The organism is Paenibacillus sp. NPDC093718 (assembly GCF_050279985.1).
GTDB lineage: Bacteria > Bacillota > Bacilli > Paenibacillales > Paenibacillaceae > Paenibacillus_AQ.
Window position 1 is genome coordinate 58770 of the sequence record NZ_JBNNUS010000016.1, and the last position, 19764, is coordinate 78533.

19 protein-coding genes are annotated in these 19764 nt (G+C 41.4%); 3 read left to right on the forward strand and 16 right to left on the reverse strand.

Annotated elements, in window-relative coordinates; translation table 11 throughout:
• Nucleotides 1–5 precede the first annotated feature (5 nt).
• The 15 genes from ACQKPA_RS30755 to ACQKPA_RS30825 form a co-directional block, all read right to left on the reverse strand.
• Entirely contained in the window at nucleotides 6–992 is a 987-nt protein-coding gene (locus ACQKPA_RS30755) for a M23 family metallopeptidase (protein ID WP_427496163.1), read from the reverse strand.
• Nucleotides 992–2842, reverse strand: a complete 1851-nt coding sequence (locus ACQKPA_RS30760) for a VirB4 family type IV secretion system protein (RefSeq protein WP_427496164.1) — start codon at nucleotides 2840–2842, stop codon at nucleotides 992–994. The genes ACQKPA_RS30755 and ACQKPA_RS30760 overlap by 1 nt, the downstream gene beginning before the upstream one ends.
• Nucleotides 2839–3531: a hypothetical protein gene (locus ACQKPA_RS30765; protein WP_427496165.1), complete on the reverse strand. Its 693-nt coding sequence runs from the start codon at nucleotides 3529–3531 to the stop codon at nucleotides 2839–2841. Before ACQKPA_RS30765 ends, ACQKPA_RS30760 begins: the two co-directional genes overlap by 4 nt.
• Nucleotides 3532–3565: 34 nt before the next feature.
• Entirely contained in the window at nucleotides 3566–3871 is a 306-nt protein-coding gene (locus ACQKPA_RS30770) for a PrgI family protein (protein WP_427496166.1), read from the reverse strand.
• A gap of 2 nt (nucleotides 3872–3873) precedes the next feature.
• A complete protein-coding gene (locus ACQKPA_RS30775; RefSeq protein WP_427496167.1) occupies nucleotides 3874–4770 on the reverse strand; it encodes a conjugal transfer protein TrbL family protein in 897 nt (298 codons plus the stop codon).
• Nucleotides 4771–4780: 10 nt separating this feature from the next.
• Nucleotides 4781–5128 carry a hypothetical protein gene (locus tag ACQKPA_RS30780; protein ID WP_427496168.1) on the reverse strand — a complete coding sequence of 116 codons (348 nt, stop codon included), beginning with the start codon at nucleotides 5126–5128 and terminating at the stop codon, nucleotides 4781–4783.
• A gap of 65 nt (nucleotides 5129–5193) precedes the next feature.
• Nucleotides 5194–7089 (reverse strand): VirD4-like conjugal transfer protein, CD1115 family, encoded by a 1896-nt coding sequence (locus ACQKPA_RS30785; protein ID WP_427496169.1) that lies wholly within the window; start codon nucleotides 7087–7089, stop codon nucleotides 5194–5196.
• On the reverse strand, nucleotides 7086–7340 hold the full coding sequence (locus ACQKPA_RS30790; protein ID WP_427496170.1) for a hypothetical protein: 255 nt from the start codon (nucleotides 7338–7340) through the stop codon (nucleotides 7086–7088). Before ACQKPA_RS30790 ends, ACQKPA_RS30785 begins: the two co-directional genes overlap by 4 nt.
• Before the next feature lie 282 nt (nucleotides 7341–7622).
• Nucleotides 7623–10295 carry a MobP3 family relaxase gene (mobP3, locus tag ACQKPA_RS30795; RefSeq protein WP_427496171.1) on the reverse strand — a complete coding sequence of 891 codons (2673 nt, stop codon included), beginning with the start codon at nucleotides 10293–10295 and terminating at the stop codon, nucleotides 7623–7625.
• A gap of 5 nt (nucleotides 10296–10300) precedes the next feature.
• On the reverse strand, nucleotides 10301–10702 hold the full coding sequence (locus ACQKPA_RS30800; RefSeq protein ID WP_427496172.1) for a hypothetical protein: 402 nt from the start codon (nucleotides 10700–10702) through the stop codon (nucleotides 10301–10303).
• A 966-nt stretch (nucleotides 10703–11668) separates the two neighbouring features.
• Entirely contained in the window at nucleotides 11669–12004 is a 336-nt protein-coding gene (locus tag ACQKPA_RS30805; RefSeq protein WP_427496173.1) for a YolD-like family protein, read from the reverse strand.
• Nucleotides 12001–13272 (reverse strand): DNA polymerase IV, encoded by a 1272-nt coding sequence (locus ACQKPA_RS30810; RefSeq protein ID WP_427496174.1) that lies wholly within the window; start codon nucleotides 13270–13272, stop codon nucleotides 12001–12003. The genes ACQKPA_RS30805 and ACQKPA_RS30810 overlap by 4 nt, the downstream gene beginning before the upstream one ends.
• 271 nt (nucleotides 13273–13543) lie before the next feature.
• Entirely contained in the window at nucleotides 13544–13897 is a 354-nt protein-coding gene (locus ACQKPA_RS30815; RefSeq protein ID WP_427496175.1) for a PilZ domain-containing protein, read from the reverse strand.
• 130 nt (nucleotides 13898–14027) lie between these two features.
• Entirely contained in the window at nucleotides 14028–15362 is a 1335-nt protein-coding gene (locus tag ACQKPA_RS30820) for a tubulin-like doman-containing protein (protein WP_427496176.1), read from the reverse strand.
• A 3-nt stretch (nucleotides 15363–15365) separates the two neighbouring features.
• Complete coding sequence (locus ACQKPA_RS30825) at nucleotides 15366–15743, reverse strand: hypothetical protein (RefSeq protein ID WP_427496177.1); 378 nt, start codon at nucleotides 15741–15743, stop codon at nucleotides 15366–15368.
• Between the two features lie 425 nt (nucleotides 15744–16168).
• Between ACQKPA_RS30825 and ACQKPA_RS30830 the strand changes: the two genes are divergently transcribed.
• Complete coding sequence (locus ACQKPA_RS30830) at nucleotides 16169–16936, forward strand: hypothetical protein (RefSeq protein ID WP_427496178.1); 768 nt, start codon at nucleotides 16169–16171, stop codon at nucleotides 16934–16936.
• A 298-nt stretch (nucleotides 16937–17234) separates the two neighbouring features.
• Here ACQKPA_RS30830 and ACQKPA_RS30835 read toward each other — a convergent pair whose 3' ends face one another.
• A complete protein-coding gene (locus ACQKPA_RS30835; protein ID WP_427496179.1) occupies nucleotides 17235–17843 on the reverse strand; it encodes a hypothetical protein in 609 nt (202 codons plus the stop codon).
• A gap of 137 nt (nucleotides 17844–17980) precedes the next feature.
• Between ACQKPA_RS30835 and ACQKPA_RS30840 the strand changes: the two genes are divergently transcribed.
• Nucleotides 17981–18112, forward strand: a complete 132-nt coding sequence (locus ACQKPA_RS30840) for a hypothetical protein (protein WP_427496180.1) — start codon at nucleotides 17981–17983, stop codon at nucleotides 18110–18112.
• Nucleotides 18113–18531: 419 nt separating this feature from the next.
• Nucleotides 18532–18660 carry a hypothetical protein gene (locus ACQKPA_RS30845; RefSeq protein ID WP_427496181.1) on the forward strand — a complete coding sequence of 43 codons (129 nt, stop codon included), beginning with the start codon at nucleotides 18532–18534 and terminating at the stop codon, nucleotides 18658–18660.
• Nucleotides 18661–19764: the final 1104 nt, after the last annotated feature.

Consider the following 19764-nt stretch of genomic DNA (forward strand, 5'->3'; position numbering starts at 1 on the left):
AATACCTATCTGTAATACATCATTGGATCCACGGGCTCTCCATTAATTTCAACACCAAAGTGAAGATGAGGTCCTGTACTTCCTCCTGTGTTACCTGATTTTGCGATCAACTGGCCTGCCTTTACACTTCCGGATCGTATGACAAAACTGTTCAAATGCATGTATTTAGTAACCATCCCATCGGCATGCCGGATAATGACGGTATTTCCCCCACCGCTGCTATCCCAACCAGCTTTTGTGATTTCCCCGTCCAGTGCAGCGTAAACATTGGTATTCATCGGAGTCCCGATATCCATTCCTCTGTGCAATTTCTTAACTCCAGTTATGGGGTGAGTCCGCCAACCAAAAGGTGAAGTTATCCGAGTAATATGGTTTTCTGTAGGCCATCCCATAGTACCAGTAACCGGTTGAAATTCCCCTATTCCATCTCCCGATTCCCCATCTTCGTCTGGTCCGCCCACAAATTTCACCTTGCCATCCGTTACCTCAATTACGTACTGAACTTTATCCATAACATCCTGGATCTGATCCGGTTTGATATGCCTATCATCAACTAGCATCTGAAGTGTTTCATCAAAAGGTCTCAGATGATACACTGTCTCCGTATAAGAACAGTCGTACTCCTCCCCCTTGTCATTCGTGCAGGTTTTTTCAACCGTGATGATCTCTTCTCTAATAAAATAAGGTTTATAAGAATAGGCACGTTCTTGACTTGCTTTTCTAAAGTTATGATCAAGGATTACAGCATCAATAGCCATGATATACTGCCAATTCACTGCAATACCTGTTTCTTCCTGGATCTGCTCAGCGCCCTTAAGATAATAATCATATTCTGCCTGTGACTTTCCCATAGGTACGTGTTTCCAAAACATAGTGGGAGTAACGATGAACAAGTTTATGAATAGCGCTAGTACAGCGATTGCGATCAAGAAAATCTTCAGGAATTTTTCTGGATTATCCAACATGGATAATATCAACTTCAGTTTAAGCATTAACGCCCACCGGCCTTACCGAACATCTCCATTTCAAATGGGGCTACTTCAAACGAAGCATGAATCCGGCGATTACCTGCTACAAATAAGGCCTCTCCCCGATTACCGGCAAGCAATGTTTCTACTTCTTTTTCAGATAAGTGCATTAGCTTCTTCAATGCGTCAATGTCGTTTTCGCCCTGGCCCATAATGATTTTGTAGACCGGATTGTCTAGCAGTGCTTGTCCATATCTACGTACTGCAGGATCCATAAAGTCAACCATGTTATGAGTAATGACCATTAGCCCGCCTTCATATTTCCGAATGCGCTTCGATGTATTACGTAAAAACTGCAACGGTTGAGGGGCATCAGGATCCACGAGAAGATAAGTTTCATCAGTAGCAAGTATGACTTTCTGCGTGCGATCTTCAGCGATTTTATGCCATGCCCACGACAGAATATTATAAAATTGTGATTTCCGGATTTCTTCGTCGGCTTCAAGCAATTGATTAATATCCAAACACACAAAGTTCGAATCGGCTTTTATAGTCGTTGGGCCAGACCAAAGCGCTTGGTCTGCACCGATAGCTGCTGGTCGAAGAAGAAGAGCAAGTTCTGCCCAAGCCTCTTTATGTTTTTCTGCAGTGTCTGATTTCACTTCACAGTACTTTTGAAGTTCCTTTATAGTTGGCCATTGATCATCCGGAATGGTTTTTGGATCTGTAGTCCAGGTAATATTGGCTTCCTTATATACTTCTTCTAGAGCGATTTCCAATAAACCACGTTGGATTTTTGTCAATTCTTTTAAGTAAAGTCGGAAGAAAGTACGTAGGAATTGGAAGTGGAGTCCCAATGCTCCTTTACTGATATCCTCCTCACTGTATAGACGGTGCTCCTCATCGTCATCATCCAGTGGGACTGATCGTACCTGTAAGGGATTGATTCTTCCTTTTGAGCCACCACCACAATCGATCCAATCTCCACCGAGGTTATTGCAAAGATCTTTGTATTCTCGTTCAGGATCGATGATGATAATCTTGGTACCACTTGCAAATTCCTTCATAAGGATCTTCTTAATGACGGTCGATTTACCTACCCCCGGACGGCCTAGCACTGTTACATTCGAATTGGTCCGACTGCCATCTCGAAGCCAGAAATCAACCAGCACAATTCCACCTGATTTATCAGATCCAAGTAGATTCCCATTACCATCATTGATTCCGGAATAAACGAAAGGATACATCGCTGCTAGCGTCTCTACCGGCATATTTCTTGCGCCAATTTGAGCGATTTCTGGAACAAGAATCCCATATGGGCCTACGGTTCTTAAACCTTCTTCTTGCCGGAACATTGGTGTTCTTCCTCGCATACCAGCTGCTGACAACATTGATTCAACTCTTTTTGTTCGCTGTTGTAGCTCATCCCGATCATTAGCAGTAATCAGTAGAACTACCGTCACAAAAAATACTGCTTGTTGCTCAGTGTCAATTTTTTTAATTAGATGTTTTGCACCTTTAAGTTGGTTTGTAGTTCGTTCTATCAAAAGTGGATTACCACCTTGAATGAGTTTACCTTCGAGCTCTCCCATGGAGATATTGATTTGTTGAATCAGTGCATAAGCATCTGTAGGCGTTGCATGTATACTTACTACAACTCCTGGTAGTGTAGCCACTCTGGAAATCCATGCTGGCTTCACACGCTCAGGGTAATCAACAATCGTTAGAACCCTCTGGTACATTTCACCGTTGGTAATCGTTTTACTTTGGAAATCTAAAGCAGTTGGACTGATAATATCTAATAATCCTGTAAAGTGTGTTGTTGGTTCATTCTGTTGCTTACGTTTCTTTTTTTTGGTTACCGTTTCACTCATGCATAGGCCCCCTCTGCTGCAAAGAATACTGGAGGGAGACTCTGTGAATTAAGAGGAGCCCTTTCATATGCTGCTTGGTTAGGGTTACTAAAAATAAATTGCAAATCACGAAGTTCGTTGTCGTTGCACACATGGCTTAGCAACTCTGCATGAGTAAGGCCATTTGCTAATTCAAGGGCTTTCTGTAACAACACTTGTTCTTCATGTTGTGCTTTCTTCGAAAGAGCTTGGTCAATCAAAATATAGAAATGTCGTTCCAAAGCTTCACCACTCGTTGCTTTTGAAGCTGCTTGTTGGATATATCCATTTAACAAACGTGCTATTAAAGCCGTATCAGCTTCTTGTTTCATTTGTTCCAGCCCTAGAATATATGCATCCAAATCAACTGGCTTTGCAATAGACAGTGTTTGGTTTTTATAGTCGATACCATTTAAAACTTCTTCAAGCTGTTTAATCTTCCTTACTTGCTCATTTTCGCTTAGCAAAGCAATGTTTATGGGCTGGACTCTTACCGCACTTACAATAACATTGTCTTTCCGATAGATAATGTTATTATGTATATCTTTTATTGGTACCCACGATTGTGAAGACGGTTCCTTCGCCGCCGGTGATTTGACCGGGGGAGGGGCCCCAGCAGATTTACTTTGAGCCCCTTTGGCATGCTGTTTTAATCTTTCTTTGATACTCAATGCACCTTCACCCCTTTTTCATTGGGAACTACTTTTATTCTCTGCCCTCGCCAAATCGGTAATAATATCGGGAGGGTTTCGATTTAAAGCTCCTAATATCTTTGAGCAGATCCAGGGCGTTTCTTCCAGTGCGCGGCTCTGGCTTAGCAAGAAAGAATGATAGGGCAGCAAATAAGACTACAACCAAGAATGACATCGGAGACTTCGAGAAGAAAAAGATTATGAAGGATAGGATCAATCCAATTACAGCCCCCACCAATACGATCAATAGCTCCTTGATCCCAAAACCCGGTAAAAGCTCCACTCTTGTCTTGACGTTTTTAGGAATAAAATATTCCATTCTTATTTCACTCCCCTACTCATCAGTTTTCTCATCATGACCATGGATCCGGCCTGTTGCGCAGCACCACCAGCTGCTTTCCCGAATCCAGTAGAGTACACATACTGCTTCAGTATGGATGGCGACTTATATGTGACCCAAACAAACCCACAAAATAAAAGAACGTTCGCCCACGGCGCTGCTCCAAATGACAGTAAAGCAACGAAACTTGCCTTTATCAAAAACATTTGTATTGCTTGTGCTAACGAAAGGTTTAACACTTCTCTCCACCAGCTTTGAAAAGCCTGAGAATTAGGATTTGTTAATCCAGTAGCCATAAACACTCCAACTATAGCAGCCATTGAGATTTCAGCAGCTCTGATGAAAGTTTGGATCAATACAATAATCAATAGCACCAACGCAAAAATAATCGCGATCGCTATGCCTATCGGGAAGCTCGAAGTTGCTATTCCTCCAACCATAGATGTCCTCAGCGTGTCTCCCATATCACTCTGATTTATCCCTGGCATAGCCGTTACATCTTGGGCAAGTGCTGTCCCCCATACATAAACCTGCCGTACAATCCATGGAGCTGCGAAGATAATTCCGCAAGCTTCTGCTAATCTCCAAAACACACTGCTGACATCTCCGTCCGAATCACCATTTTCTCGGAGAATATTGTTATACCAAAGTTCGAACATAAATTTAGCGACAACAATGACGACAGCAATAGATTGAGCATACGCAGTAGCAGAGGTTACGATTTGAAAATCTAGTACGGTTACAGCAATACCGTTTATTTCATTTAGGAATTCAGTAAAGGCATTTATCGCTTTTTCAGCAATGTTGGTAAACCATTTTTCAATAGCATCCTCAATTAAATCCCCGATTGGATTCCATAAATATCTTGGTGATATCAAATGATCACCCCTACTTTAAGTATCCGAGCAGTAAGTTAACTAGACCTGTTCCACCTAAAGCAATCGCAGAATAAATAATGACATTTTTCATTTTCTTATTACGTTCTGCAACTTGTCCGCCTTCTCCATCAGCGAGTGACTTCATCCAGGCATGCCATACAAACATGCAGACCGCAGTAACAGGGATTAGTAACATGAGCCATCCTGTTGCAGCTTTTACGAGCTCGATTCCCCCAGATACAATCTTAGGTTGTGAAGCGAAAATAGGAGTCGCAGCAAATAATGAGATGATTGAAAATATCATAAATATTCTTAATGTCTTACTGTTGTTAAGAAAATCCTTAACTTTTCGTTTCATTTCCAATTGTTCCTCCCTAAACCATATTTGATAGATTAATAGTTGGTACTAAACTGAATTAGCTTTTATACATCCATGTAAGTACTTGGTTCCTCATCATCGTCATCATCATGAGCAGATGCTGCTTCATTATGCGCTTGTTGACTACCTTCCATATCTGGAATGAAGAATCTGACTTTACCGATTTTACGTTCTGACTCTACCCCCATGGAAGCGAGTTCCTTGTCGGCCGGCCACAGACTCAAATCGGGTAATGGAATTTTCGCCGGGAACATTCCACCTCGGAAAACCAATGCGAGATCTTTTGGCCATCTTATGACCTCATCAGGCTCCAGTAGGGCACGTTTGGCAAAACTTGTAGAAGCACCGCGATTGGTTTGGTTTTTCCCAACGTTGTATGAGCTTCCCTCAGTTGCAATCGTATAGTTCCCTGTCCGCTTACTTAATTCTTCAGCTGTCTTTATTTCTGTTGTTTTCAAATAGATTGTATTTTGGACATTCCCTTTAATTGTTTCTGCAATATTTGCCCCGTACTTTTCCACCAACTGTCCGTAGGCTTGAATAACCAAATTCCAGCGAACACCACGACCAAGAGATACCGTCAATTTCGTATCGAAGTCAGGAAATGGAGGCATGTTACCAAACTCATCGAGCAGCATATTTACACGAATTGGGAGCCTTCCCCCACATTGATTCGCATATTCCACCAATGCATCGTAGGTTTGATTAACATAGAGAGCGGCATAAGGATGGCGAGTTTTATCTTCGTCCGGGATAATTAAAAATACGGCCGTTTTTTCTTTGCCTACATCTGTCAGATCGTGATCTTGCTTAGATGTCAGAAACGCAATTGACGGATCCGCAAACAACCGAAGCAAAGCTGATGCTGACGAGAAAAAGCTGCCTCGTGTTCTCTCGGGAGCAAGAAATGCAGTAGCATAAGCATCCCTAGCAGGATGATCAACGGGCAATTTATCAAAGTAATCGTTTAAAGGCACGTAATCTATTAATTTCCCTGCAACCAATACCTGTCTGACTCTACCCAGCTCAACCAACATTTTGTAGACTGAATACATGTGTTTTTCTTCTTCAGTAGGAGCTTCCATCGCGACAGCAAGAATCAATGCTGCGATAACTGATTCAGGACCATCTCTCCAAATTGCCTCCCCTTTATCTGATCCCGGCTTCTGATAAACAAACATATGAGCAATCGACCAGGCATGCTTTGTAGCTAAAGGCACATCACCTTGACGCAACGCTTCGAGAACTGGCTCCATATAGTTTGTTCGATTACCGTGACCTGGTTTCCGGAAATCCAGGAACGTCACTTTATACCCTTGTTCTTCTAAGAAAGTAGCAGAACGATCATATAGCTCACCTTTTGGGTCGGTGACAATCATCGACTCACCGGCATGTGCCAGCATATAAATGGATGGAAAAATCAATCTTCGAGTTTTACCTGATCGGGTGGCACCAATTATGATCGTGTTACTGTCCGAGGTATCGACCAAAGCGTATGGTTTTCTTCCGTCCAAAACTGCTCCAAGTACGATTCCGCCGGATAATACAAGTTGCTTTAAGATCCAGAGTGTTGCTGATTTGTTTACTTCTTTCTCTGTCATCCATCTGCTTGTCCCAAATTGACCAGAACCAGCTGCTTCGGGCCCACCCACTCCATCTAAAACACGGTTCTTTCTCCCCGGCATGTCACGCCAAAAGATTAAGACAACCAAGACTAATACTATAAATTGAAGTGTTAGCCAACCTTTAAGCATATCCGTATTATGTAGAGTGCTTTGAATAGCTTTAAATATGTTAAAGTCTGCAAACCACTCATCAATAGCATTCATCTTGAATTTAATGATGTATAAAGGGAGCTGAATCAAAGATGGCAGTAAGAATAAATCAGCTAATACAATTAGATACAATGACAACCACTTCGGCTTTAAGAACCTCTTCATGTTCTCCCCCGTGTAATCGCCCATCGCAGGTGATCCAGAGCTTGTTGATCATCATCGGATAGTTTATGTAACTCAATCCCATGTTTTTCAGCAAGTAAACAAACAAGACTCTCAATGTTATTCAGTTTTTTTTCAAAGGTTTGAGGACCAATGACGAAATGTTCTACGGCCTGTTCAAGGAATCTTGTTTGTCCTCCATGTACTTTCTTAGCTTGCTGAAACGACTGCTCTGCTTTTGGCGATAACTTCAACCTCCCTGAAACTGATACACTAGACACTTTCTAACCTCGCCTTCTTGTACTAAAGTCCCTTCCGTAACATCGGTTTTATAATCCATTAGGATCACCCCCTTAATATAAAATAAGGTCTATTTACATATTACGACAATGATACTTTTGACCCAAATGAAAAAAAGCCCCCTATCTCAGTACCTAATTTATTGCCGTTAAACTTGCATACATCTCTAACGACAGTCAGGATATTGAGGTAAAAGGCTTTATCAAAACATTTGCAGACATGTATAAATGCACTGCTTAATCTCGCTCTTGCTCTGCGATGCGTTCCAATCGACGTTGGTTCTGTTTTTTCATCAATTCACCCTTTGCATGGATGCGAATCCTTTCTTGTTCTAATCCGTTCCACAGGGATTTCCAAAGCTTGCCGGCTATATTTAAACTTGAATCTTGCCTCGATCTACCAAACTCTTTGCTATTGGCCCACATATATGGCGCATTCGTTTGAAGCGTTTGATTAAGATTTTGGAAGTCTTTCTTGCTAAGTACAGGCGGGCGTCCCCATTCAGCTTGGTCTTTATACTGCTTTTCAACCGTGTTTATAATCTTGTCCAAATATTCAGCGTCTTTATTTAAACCTGTTCTTTCATTCCAATCTGCGATGATTTGTTTCACTTGGTCATAAGCCATACCAGCTGCAAATAACACCTTTGAAAAATTAGTGACAGTAGTAGCCACTTGGTCTCGAACCCCAGTTAGTTTAGCCATCGATGGAATGTCACCGGTTCGCTTTTGTAGAATGTCGATGTCATTTATTTGATCCGGACTTATATGCTGAGATTTAGTTAAAAAATCAGAAACTACGGCACGAATACTTTTTTCGCCATCGATTCGGTTTCGCAGGAAATTTGCGAACTGAGTAGCCACCCATTTAACATCAGATTCATCACTTAAATCATGATTAGATTGTTGAAACTTTGTAAAAGCGTCTTTAAATTTATCTTCATCAATAACCCAGACAGTCCGATCTACCCAAGGATATTCAATATCTCTTTTTAGGTTGCTGTTTATCATTGCCCATGTGTCCTTACGCAAGAAATTAGTATCGGCCTCTTCAACCGTCTTTAAAATCTTACCGATCCCATGGATTCCATTTTTCTCAGCAAACTCTGTCATGGTGGACTGACGTTCTTCTATACCCAAACCAAGTTGTTTCAGTGCAACGGTCATACAAAATGCTGTGTGCCCAGCGCTTGAATCACTCGTTAGCAGACCATTTCGAAATGCTTCTACAATCTGACCTTTCATTTCGTGAAGGACTTCTTGCTCTTGTTTTTGCTCCCAAGGATACTCCACTTTTACGCCAGCTAACTCCGTCAATTTTCTCCACTGGTCTTCGTCCAGAAATGTGTTATTGGATTCCTTTAAGCCATTTTCTGTATCTCTCACTATCCTAGGTATAGCTTCTTCAGATATTCCTACGTCCCTTAAGAATTCCGAAAGCTGCGCTTTCTCCAACTCACCAGATTGACGCATCACTCGAGCAGCAATAGTAGCCCGCTTTTCTAAATCCTCTATCTGCTCACTCGGTGGATCTAAATTAACTTCCCTAACGAGGGTAAACACTTCACTACTATTGAGTTGGAGATCCGCTTTTTGGCCCCACTTCGCTGCAATCCTGGCTTGATTCTCGAAAGAGATATTCAGATCCCGTAAAGACTTCATGGAATTCACAATTACATCCTTAGCGAAGGTATCCTCCGGTTTTCCCATAGCATGCGAGAATTGATATATGACCTCTCGGGCTTTATCCGGATCAACGCGCAAATAAACGTTCTTTTTAGATTCAGCAGCAGCTCGTAAAACGATTTGAGATATTCGTTTCTCCAAATCCTTGTACGCATTCTCCTTGGCTTTATTAATATCGTCCTCTTTCGTCGTGTATTGCCGCGTCATCCTCTCGACAGCTGAATAATAACGACTCAAGGAATGATTAAACGATGGGCTATTTAATAGCCAACGAGATGTATCCGAAACAGATTGCTTTACATTTTCAGGCATATATTTATATGCAATCCGCCCCTTCTGTGGTAGCAGCTCTGCAATCTGTTGAATTCGATCTGCGATTTCCTTACGATCTTCCAGGAACAATTTAGGAGCTAGTGAAGACTTCGATACCCCCATACTGTTCAGCTCGAGGTCAATCTCCTTTTGCATTTCTCGAACATCTCTCATAACTTGAACAGCATTGCTAAGATCCTCTTTGCTCATCGATCTCATCAGTTCACGCATTGCTGTTTTTTCTTGATTAAGAATCATACGTTCTTCAGCGAATATCTCCTTAGCAAAAGTCTTTTTCATATCCTCAAGTAATTTGGGATATACTTGACCCCTCCGGCGAATCGGATTCTTTTCCCACATCACAATATGTACATGCGGATGGCCTTGCTCCTGGTGGAAAGCTGCCACCCATTTTAAGTTAGTCTCAGTGATCCCCATCTTCGCTGCAGCATCTGAAATCGACGATCTAACAGTATCTTCCCACTTTCCGCGTTCGGTATAACCGAGCCTCTTTGCATCTTCTTCTGCAAGACTCAAAACCATTCGCCAAACCAACCCTTTATGCTCCATAAGTTCCTGTTGAACTTCTTGAAGATCTGGCTTCTCATCCGAGTACGAAAACAATCCATGCGACCCTGGTCTCTCATCTGCATACTTCACATGACCTGCTGCTGTGCCGGGATCGGGAACCTCCACATCTAATTCATTATCCCAATCTCGATCGGATCTTAAATCAGTTTCACCCAGATCAGTACCTGGACGTGTTCCAATATAGCGAATATGAGCTGCGTTTTTAGATTGTGTTACTTTCGATCCTTTTTCCGGAACATAGAATCTCATTTTAAAAATAACTGGTGAAGAGAAGCGCGCATGTTCCTCTGAGTAATTTGGAAATCTATTGTTCATCGTCATCCGACTCACTCATCCTTCAAATCGGTAGGTGTTCGTGTATAAGATACTGCACGTTTTCGAGCTTCTTCATGAACGGCTTTTATATCCCTTTTCCCAGATTGCCCTAAGTATTCTAGATTTGTGTACATGGAAGTCGCAGAAGCAATCGTAGCTTTCGCAGTCAGTGCAGCAATACGATTCTCGAATGGTTTTAACGATTCTGAAACTGCACGTCTAATCTGAGGCAATACAAAACCAAGCGAATGGTCAGCAAGCTCTAGTTCAATTGCAATGCGAAGCAATCTTCGTATTGTGTCTGGTTTAGACTCTCCAGTGAGCTCCATGATCGCATGAATCTTTGACTCCGAATCTGGCTCCAATCTGATTTTATAAGGTTCACCAAGATCATAATCATTTTTAGCTGGCATTTAGATCCTCTCCCCTATTGTGGTCTCTAATTGGCATGTTATTCCTATAAATTATATCATTTGTGGTCCTATTATTGAATCATTTCTGTCATTGTGTCCCTTCTTGTGTTCCTAATAAATCCATAAAATAACCGGCTTTGCCGGGTACATGTGTCCTAGCGAGGACACACGCCTTATCCTGCATTACAAACCTCTTTCTCCGACTAACGTCTTCGAACAGGTTTGTCTGCCTCGTATCAACCGCCCCTTTGGTGCGCTTTTTCACTCCGAAATCTCCGTCCAGCTGCGCTTACCGTCTACTCTCAAGCTCTCCTCGTTTAAGGTTAAATTTCAATTCTTGAAAGAGGTCTTCGGGATCTATTCCGCATCCCCCTTAAATGCCAAGAGATCTGAGTTACGAGATCAAGCGGAATTTCCGAGAACCAGTTAGCTTGATCTGTTTAAGTATCCCCTGCCAGGCAAAGGACCTGCAGATACGATTATGTTAAAAATCAGAGCAAATTATGCTGTTCAAATCAAAAGCTACGGCGGATTTTCAGTAGAATCGAGGGTTTCTATCTATTTCATATATTTCCCCTTAAACGATTCTTATGTTTCGAATTGCAATACTACTGAAAATGGATCAGAGCTAAACCCACTTTGTTTTCATATTAATGACGATACCCTGATACATTGAGGTTGCTAAAGACCTTAATCTGGTCATGACAGTCCCTTCATTCTCGAAAAAAACGCCTCGAAAAAATGCTGAATAATTACAGAGGCAAGATGACGCAAAATGACGCAAAATGAATCATATCAATACGAGGCAAATAGAGACAAAATGACGCATATATAAAAGAACCCCTATAAATCAAGGGTTCTTTTATCAGATCGTACTCATTAATATTATGAGTGAAAATGAGACAAAGTAAGGCAAAAAGAGACAAAAAGAACGCCTATCAGCTTTATGCCGACAAGCGTTTCTACTCAATTTCTGCTTACTGAAGTAATTTCATCGACCTTAATCCATTGCCATTCACCTTCTGTTATAGATAATTTGATCTCTCGTCTGAAAGTATGGATTAAAACCACAATACCCGTTAGCTCCGTATTTTCATATTCATCAAATAACCTTACGGTAAGAGTTCGGTGTTCATTGAAAGATTCGGCCAGAGCTTGTTCAATCAACTCCATCTCCTGCAGATCTAGCGTTGGCCGGTCTTTCCTGCCTTCTTCCAACTGCCGGCGAATGATCGTTTCTCTATGTTCAGGAAGCATCATCCGGCTTGACTCCCATAATCCGTTGCCGTCTAATTTTGTCATTTATAATGTCCTCCTATTTTAGCCGATCGATCGAGTGCCTGCCCGGCTGCCGTCATAGAGACCGCCCGAACTACGATTGAATTTCCATATTTGTTTTTTAGGGCATCGGTTGTTCGCTCGAGCGCCATCTGTCTCTCCCGACCAGTATCAAATAGAGACATCTGATATTCATTGTCCGGAGTGAGCTGTGTCAGGCTGATCCCCACCCGCCGGATCGGCAAGCCATCCCAATGCTCTTCCAGCAACTTGCAGGCCCAGTGGTATACTTGCATGGTGATGTTGGAAGGGTCCTCCATCTTCATTTGCCTGGAGAAACCGGTGGGGCGATCAAAGTCCGCTCCTATACACCCGACCGATACTACATGGCCCGCAAACCCCAAGGCCCGACAACGCTGGCAGACCAGTTCCGTGAGCTCCAGTAGCACTACCTTAATGTCTTCGATGGTGCCGTAATCCCGCGGCAGCGTCATCATGTGGCCGACTGATTTAGGTGCGACTTGGTGAGTTCCCGGCCGCACGGGGCTATCATCGATTCCGTTAGCGATCCGCCAATACATTTCGGCATTGATGTCGGAGTTTTTGCCAAACTTACGGCGCATCATCTGCTTGAGCTTGCCCAACGGTGTCTGTGCGACGTGACCAATTGTTGGGAGACCCATAGTAGTAAAATGTCTCGTCATCCGGCTGCCGGCCATAAACATGTCACTAACCGGCCGCTTCCAGAGCGTTTCTGGGAGCATCTCCTTGGTCAAAGTGTAAATACCGGATGAATTCTTTTTCGCATAATTGTCGCAAGCGGTTTTGGCGAGGATCTTGGTTTCTGCGATCCCAAAGCGCGTATAAACGCCGGTTGCCGCCTTCACATGAGTCTGAATGAGCCGGGCCATCTCTTCAGGAGTATCCGCAAACAGATGCATCGAGCCGGTTACATCAAGAAACTGTTCATCAATACTGTACGGCTCAACCAGATCCGTATACTGCTTGTAAATATCCGTTATAAGCATAGATACGTCGATATATCGCTGCATACGCGGCTTAATCACAACGAGATCCGGACACTTAGCCACTGCTTCCCCGAGTCTTTCTGCTGTTGTGATTCCTTTTGCCTTTGCAAGAGGGCAGGCCGCCAGGACTATTCCTGATCGGCGTTCCGGATCCCCAGCGACCACCAATGGCCGATCCTTATATTCAGGATGTTCGGCTTTTTCCACGCTCGCATAAAAGGATTGGCAGTCACCAAGCATCACCACACGTTTGGATGATTTCAACACATATTCCTCCTTTGATAAAACAGGAACATTTGTTTGTATTATATGCGAACACTAGTTCTTTTATCAATGTAAATTTCAGCCATCATATGAACTCATGCGTGCAAAAAAGCCTCGAAAGCTTTAAGCCCGAATGCTTCTTGTTCTTATCGCTCATGGTAAATTATAGATACACTTAAAATATCGCATTTGTAATTAAAAAAACCGCCATTAATTATGGCGGCTGGTTGCCTCAGGGTTTTCCTCCTAATCTTTTTAAAGATGCTCTCGATCATTTTCTATACTTGAGCTGCTCCCTCATGCATTCCTGTATAATTTTACATCTTTGTTGTTCATTAATTAATATGTATTTAGCTGAGATGATCCCATCATTAGAAACACGCACAACCTTAGCATAAAAGGTAATAGGCTGCCTGTTTATATAGAGTACACCTTTTACACGATCCTTGATAACAAACTGCTCCTCATGGGCAAGAAAAGCAATTCCTCCCCCACTCAAATCAATTATTGAATGATTAATATATGTCTCGTCATCCTTAGATATGGACACCACTGATCTATATGGAACTCTGAAAAATTCCCGTTGATACTGTTGGTTTGTTCTATTTCTATTTAATTGAGTCATTGTTACTCTCCTCTCCCTCGGTATACCCTAAGATATCGTCAAACCTATCCATATTTTTAATACGGAGTATTTCACACCATAATGTAAGAAAAAGCAGATCATTAAATCTGCTTTTTCAACAAGGTACGTATTATTTTTTAAATGGATTCTTAAATGGGTTGTTTGCCGGCCTAGCTGTGCTCTCTTCAGAGGATGCAGCAACCTGTTTGGAGAATGGATTTGAACCTACTGGTCCGCGCTTTCCTCCAATACGGTTTTGTGATTCAAGCTTGTCTCCCATATTAAATCCGGAAGCTTGTCGTTCTCTCGCTTCTCGTTCACGCTGAAGCTGCTCTGCTTCTTGGCGTAGATTTTTTGCTCTTTCTGGTAGTCCAGCCATATTAGCCATTGTATATACGATGGCATGTCGCTTACTGCCAGAGGTAGCCGATCCAGGATAAAAATTAATATGAGGCAGTTCTTTCTTAATTTCAGTACGAATGATCTCCAACGTATCCTGGTTCAACTCAGATTCACGTTCGCGTGGCATTACAACAACGAGTGCCATGCTTCGCATATCATTCTCATAGTCAAACCCATTAGCCAATACGTTTTTCCCACGATATGTACTGATGATCTCAGCGATCAGATCGTCTTTATTTTTAAATTGATCCAAATCAATCTTCTTCTTAGCAAAAGTGATAACTCCACCGGCCAATAAGATGTGATTGTATAAATCTGCTGCATCGACTGTATAGTCACTCTCCAGGCTAGTCAATACACTCCATTCATGAAGGATGCTGGCTACTTTATAGTTGCTGTAGTAATCCCAAGTTATCCCTTGGACTTCAGGATCCTGTATGTGATCATTCACTATTTTTTCATTGTCGAGGATTATTAGTGATTCAAGCAATCTATAACTCCGACCATTATCATCTGTTTCAATCTCTCCCAATTTAGGAACAAGCTCTGCCATTGCGTTATATGCATTCAGACTTTCAACTTCGTTTGGACGAGGCAGCGTCGTTATTGCAATAACTGGCTTGCCAAGATATCTACTAATAGCATCCGTAAGCTCGTTGATCGAACCTGTACCGGTCCCTCCACCCATTGAAGCAACGACAAATATAACATCCACTTGATTCATTACTTCAGCAATAGCATCAAAGATACGTTCACCATTCTCTAAGAAGGCTTGGCGGCCAGTTTGGGGATCCTTCCCCACACCCTTCTCATAGCCAACCAGAGGATATTTAAAACGAGAAGCAATATTCTTCAGGTTTTTCATGTCACCTAGATTAGAATTAATTGCTATGCATGGATAGACTTGCTGATCATTCTTTGGATTTTTAATACTAGCCAATGCATCAACGATCTTGCCGCCGCCTTGTCCTAATCCAATAAATCCAGCGTTAATGCCAGCTTGGGCATTATTTTGTGTTACAAATCCTTCTAATGACCATACGTTATCGACTTTAGCTATCATATCTTATACCTCCGTATCTTCTTTACTAACAGCATTTACAATGATACTTCCGAACATGATCGACGGATCGTTTTCTATTAGTTCACCCAGGAATTCCGCTGCCTCTTCCCCATATTTCGTAAGAAAAAATTGATCAATTCTCCCACCATCTCTGGACTCAATGAACCGAGCACCGGTAAGAGTAGCGATCCCAATATCCACCTTATGGCGATATTTGGATACAGCCACCTTTGGAGCAGAATCATATTGTTGAAAATGTCTTATAATTTCTGATTTGAAAATGCCTTGATTTTGGCGAATGAGATAAAAGATATCAAGATTAATACCTTTCATGATGTTTTTACAAATTTCTTGAACACTTATGTAACCATTTCCAGACACATTCAAGCCTCCTTATAAAGCATTAGCGATAAACACTCAACACAAAAGATTGTGTAGCAAATTGAGACAAAATGTCTCTAATGAAAATATACCATTTTCCACCTATTCAATGCAATACAATCCGAATAAATACTCTATTAATTTATCGATAATAGAGTATTAGTAATCTACTGGCTATTAATAGACTATGAATGCATATAAATTAGGGGTTCTTGATTAAAGGAATACCCATCAATATAGAGTATTGATAGACTACCATAAATATTACTAGTAGATTAATAGTTTACAATGAGTAGGCTACTCAATATGAATAGACTATTAGCCCTTGAATATATATAGACTATTTGTTATTAATAGACTAGTAGACATAGGATATATATAGACTTTGTACTATTTATAGACTAGTTGTGAATGGAGATGAGTTAATGAGTGACAAGGAATTCTGGCAACTTGCAGAGTTTGCTAACGAAATAGATATGCATTATACAACGACCAATGATTGGTTTAAAACTTTGGAATCTAAAGGCATTCATTATGTAGCGCGTGCAGCAGATGGTAAAAGAGTTTACGATGCATTAGATCTGAAGGTTGGTAAATTCATTAAATCAATGAGAGAAGAAGGCTGGAACAAAGAGGGCATATTCAATTTGTTGGCTGATAAACCACCATTTGAGTTACGGCCTTTACCTGATAATATGCAAGCAACAAGCACGGACCTTGAGCCAGCCGATCAAATGAAAAGGTTCCTTCAAAGCAGTGAGTTTACTCATCTGCTTGAAGAACAAATTGGAGCAACGATTATTAAAATAATGGAAGAACAAAGAGTTCTATCAACCGAAGATCAAACAAAATTATTAAGTAATGCTTTTGAAGAACAAGCAGCAACGATCACAGATAAAATTACAGAATTACAGCAACTGAATGAAGGAGCACGATTAGAACAGCGGCAGCAAAGAATTACTGAGCGGATTACTGATCATAGAATAAACAGCGAACTTGAATTAGAAGCATTAAATAAATGGGCTGAAATGCCGGCTTCCGAACGCATGAAGAAGGTAAGTTTATTTCGAAAAGAAGAAGATGGTCTAAAAAGGCAATTATTTGTGAAACAATATATACGGGATCATTATGAGAGCCGGCTACGTTTGGAAATGGATGAACAAGGAAAAAAGTCAGAAGGCGAGTCATCATGACGCACATAGAGACAAATAGAGGCAAAAACGAGAACCCTTGATATAATAAGGGTTTTTCTTTTTTCTGGAGACAAATAGTCTCATAATGTGGCAATTTGACGCAAATTGAGACGTAAAAGATTCTCTTCGTAAAAATGAAGAGCAATATAGACCATATCGGCGACAGAGGCACACTTAGCTACAGTTCATTTTATATTCTTACACCAATAATTGCCCTTGCCGTTAACATTGTCAGGTCTTGATTATAGACTAGGAATTGAGTATGGAACTATGACTAGTCTATTGGAGCTTTGAATATTTACGTATGAGTCCATTCAGCAATTGTCTTAGTGATTTTCTTCTGATCAATTAAGCTGCTATTTAGTATATGGGCCATAACAACTGGAAGCGTAATATATACATCGGGGCTCCGCTGATCTAAGAATCTGCAGATTTCTCTGAGTTGTTCAATCCGAGATTGATTGAGCTCACGAATGATACCCTTACCTAGTACAGTCAAAAGAATGTTTTTACGAGTAAGTGATGTTTCGATAACATATCCTATTGCCATTTGAACAGAACAATCTAAGGCATAAGCAAGTGCCGCGAAACGCTCATGTTCAAATTTATAAAATCTCATCGCCAGTCTCTTCTTATCACCGGTAAAGTTCATTCGAAATGGTCTGTTTTCTTGATGGCCGATACAAATTTGATAATCGTCAACAATGAAGTCCCTGCGAAAGTTTAGTTTAATTACATCGATAAGGTCCTTTGATTTCAATCCTTCTCGAGCTAATAATTCCCCAACAGCCTTTAGTGGTAAATCACAAACATAACCAATTCGCGCGATTTGTTCATAAGACGAGTCACTAATGTATGGTGCAGCCGGACACTTCTTATCACTTCTCTCTTGCCTTTCTCTTATCATTGTTACCCCTCCAGGCAGAAATTCCTCTGCAACAGTGTTAGTGTGTTGCGGACTTAATTAATATCTATGATCGAGTAGGGGAGAGGTATGCATCTTTTTTTCCATGTCCATAATGATGATATGGGAGGGATGTTGTAATGAAGATCAACGAAAAAAAGGCTGAAGAACTCATCAAAGCAATACGAAAAACTGCTGAAGATAACGGTTTAAAAATTAGAAAGAAATCATTGAGTAAAAAAAGAACACCTACCTTGAAGCTGTATAGCTAAGAAAAATCCGTTAAGATGCAAGAAAAAGAAAGAACACAACAATGACATAGCACCTTTTAACTTCCTTAATGCCAATGATGAAAGTCCGCATATAAGAGAGGAGGCTCTGATCTGAAAAAGGATAAAAATAATATAAAGATTGTGAATTTGGAATTCGAATCAGATTATTTCAGTAATTTAAGTGTTGATGAATTTCATAACTATTTGAAGGAACATGAATTTCGTACATTAAGCACCACTCCTGCAGATCACAAAACCCCATCGGATCTGGAATTCCAATCGAAGCGCTTCAAGAAAAAAACAACTTAATGTGTTACTCGAGTTTGGGTCATGGCTAATTGATGCTTTCTTCTGGTAGAGCTACCCGACCTCTTTATCGCTGCTTCAGAGCATGCATAGAGGAGGAGAGACCACCGGCTTTGTTCTGGATCCGAACTGACTACCAGGTGCTTCTTCCTGGAGCTGCTGTCGGCATTCTTTATCGATCGCTGCTTCAGAGCATGCATAGGGGAGGAGAGGCCACCGGCTTTGTTCTGGATCCGGACTGACTACTAGGTGCTTCTTCCAAAAGAACAATCTCCATGATCTCAATTAATCACCGCAATAAGCATGATTGGAGAGAAGAGGAATCCTTCTAGTTCGTTGGTTTTTGACAACAGATCATCTGCTGCTAAACAAAGTCTATTCAAAAAAAAATTGATCAAATTTTATCTTCTCTCCAAACTTTCATGTGTATTGCTACTCCTACCAGGGGACTCCCTCAACCCAAACTTCATTGCCTAATCTATCTAATTTTGATATGTAAATATCCACTAAGAACAAAATACAAATATCATATATGTGGATAAATGAGTGGATTTTCCTGTCTATCCACAACCCCGTGATAAAAGGTAGAAACGCTATGCGTTTCACTTTATAAAAACATAACTCCCCACGCCCACCCCTACGTTAAGGCGAATTGGAGTTCGATTAAGTTGAACATTCTTTTTCAAGAATGGTTTTTGGGTTAAGTGGACACAATTCACCTTATCCCGAGAAAGGTGATAAATAAAAAAGCAGCATCGATGGCCGCCTCTCGGGATAAGGTGATGGTAGAAAAAAGGGACCAGTACTAAAGAAACGGCGACTGGTTGCCGGAATTGTTTCTACCCACGCGCTAAAAAAGCGCCAACTGCTTTATGGAGTCTCAGCTCCGGATCGCTTACGGTTCCTATGTGACGATCCGCTACCACAGCTTTTACAGTTACTTCTCAAACCGTAGTCTTACCTCCCTTGAACGGTTTCCAGCAAGGTTCAATCGGTAATTTACTACGTACTATTCGGAACGGTCGCATTCCACCATGGAGTCACACGGTATTGGAATGCTCTTCGTATTGCCTATGCTTGTCCCCGGCCTTGCTAACTGTCATCGCGACATGAAGGTAGACGGGGACTAATGGAGCTTCACGAACGCTGGTTTAGCGTCAATGGCCACAAGTGGCAACCCCCGACAATAGTGATACGCTTGGCATAGATCTTCCTCCCGTACCACGGACAGTTTTTTACGTGTTCTCCTGTCACATCTTAAGCAAAACCACGCAGATGGCGAATCTGAGGTCCTTAGTTACCTTAAAAAAGACAATAGGAAACTAAGCCTTTGATAGTCATTTTTT

Coding starts and splice junctions, on each gene's coding strand:
- ACQKPA_RS30760 (WP_427496164.1), bottom strand. CDS start 2,842: ATGAGTGAAACGGTAACCAAAAAAAAGAAACGTAAGCAACAGAATGAA.
- ACQKPA_RS30805 (WP_427496173.1), bottom strand. CDS start 12,004: ATGACAAAATTAGACGGCAACGGATTATGGGAGTCAAGCCGGATGATG.
- ACQKPA_RS30835 (WP_427496179.1), bottom strand. CDS start 17,843: ATGATAAGAGAAAGGCAAGAGAGAAGTGATAAGAAGTGTCCGGCTGCA.
- mobP3 (WP_427496171.1), bottom strand. CDS start 10,295: ATGACGATGAACAATAGATTTCCAAATTACTCAGAGGAACATGCGCGC.
- ACQKPA_RS30785 (WP_427496169.1), bottom strand. CDS start 7,089: ATGAAGAGGTTCTTAAAGCCGAAGTGGTTGTCATTGTATCTAATTGTA.
- ACQKPA_RS30755 (WP_427496163.1), bottom strand. CDS start 992: ATGCTTAAACTGAAGTTGATATTATCCATGTTGGATAATCCAGAAAAA.
- ACQKPA_RS30820 (WP_427496176.1), bottom strand. CDS start 15,362: ATGATAGCTAAAGTCGATAACGTATGGTCATTAGAAGGATTTGTAACA.
- ACQKPA_RS30815 (WP_427496175.1), bottom strand. CDS start 13,897: ATGACTCAATTAAATAGAAATAGAACAAACCAACAGTATCAACGGGAA.
- ACQKPA_RS30780 (WP_427496168.1), bottom strand. CDS start 5,128: ATGAAACGAAAAGTTAAGGATTTTCTTAACAACAGTAAGACATTAAGA.
- ACQKPA_RS30800 (WP_427496172.1), bottom strand. CDS start 10,702: ATGCCAGCTAAAAATGATTATGATCTTGGTGAACCTTATAAAATCAGA.
- ACQKPA_RS30840 (WP_427496180.1), top strand. CDS start 17,981: ATGAAGATCAACGAAAAAAAGGCTGAAGAACTCATCAAAGCAATACGA.
- ACQKPA_RS30770 (WP_427496166.1), bottom strand. CDS start 3,871: ATGGAATATTTTATTCCTAAAAACGTCAAGACAAGAGTGGAGCTTTTA.
- ACQKPA_RS30830 (WP_427496178.1), top strand. CDS start 16,169: ATGAGTGACAAGGAATTCTGGCAACTTGCAGAGTTTGCTAACGAAATA.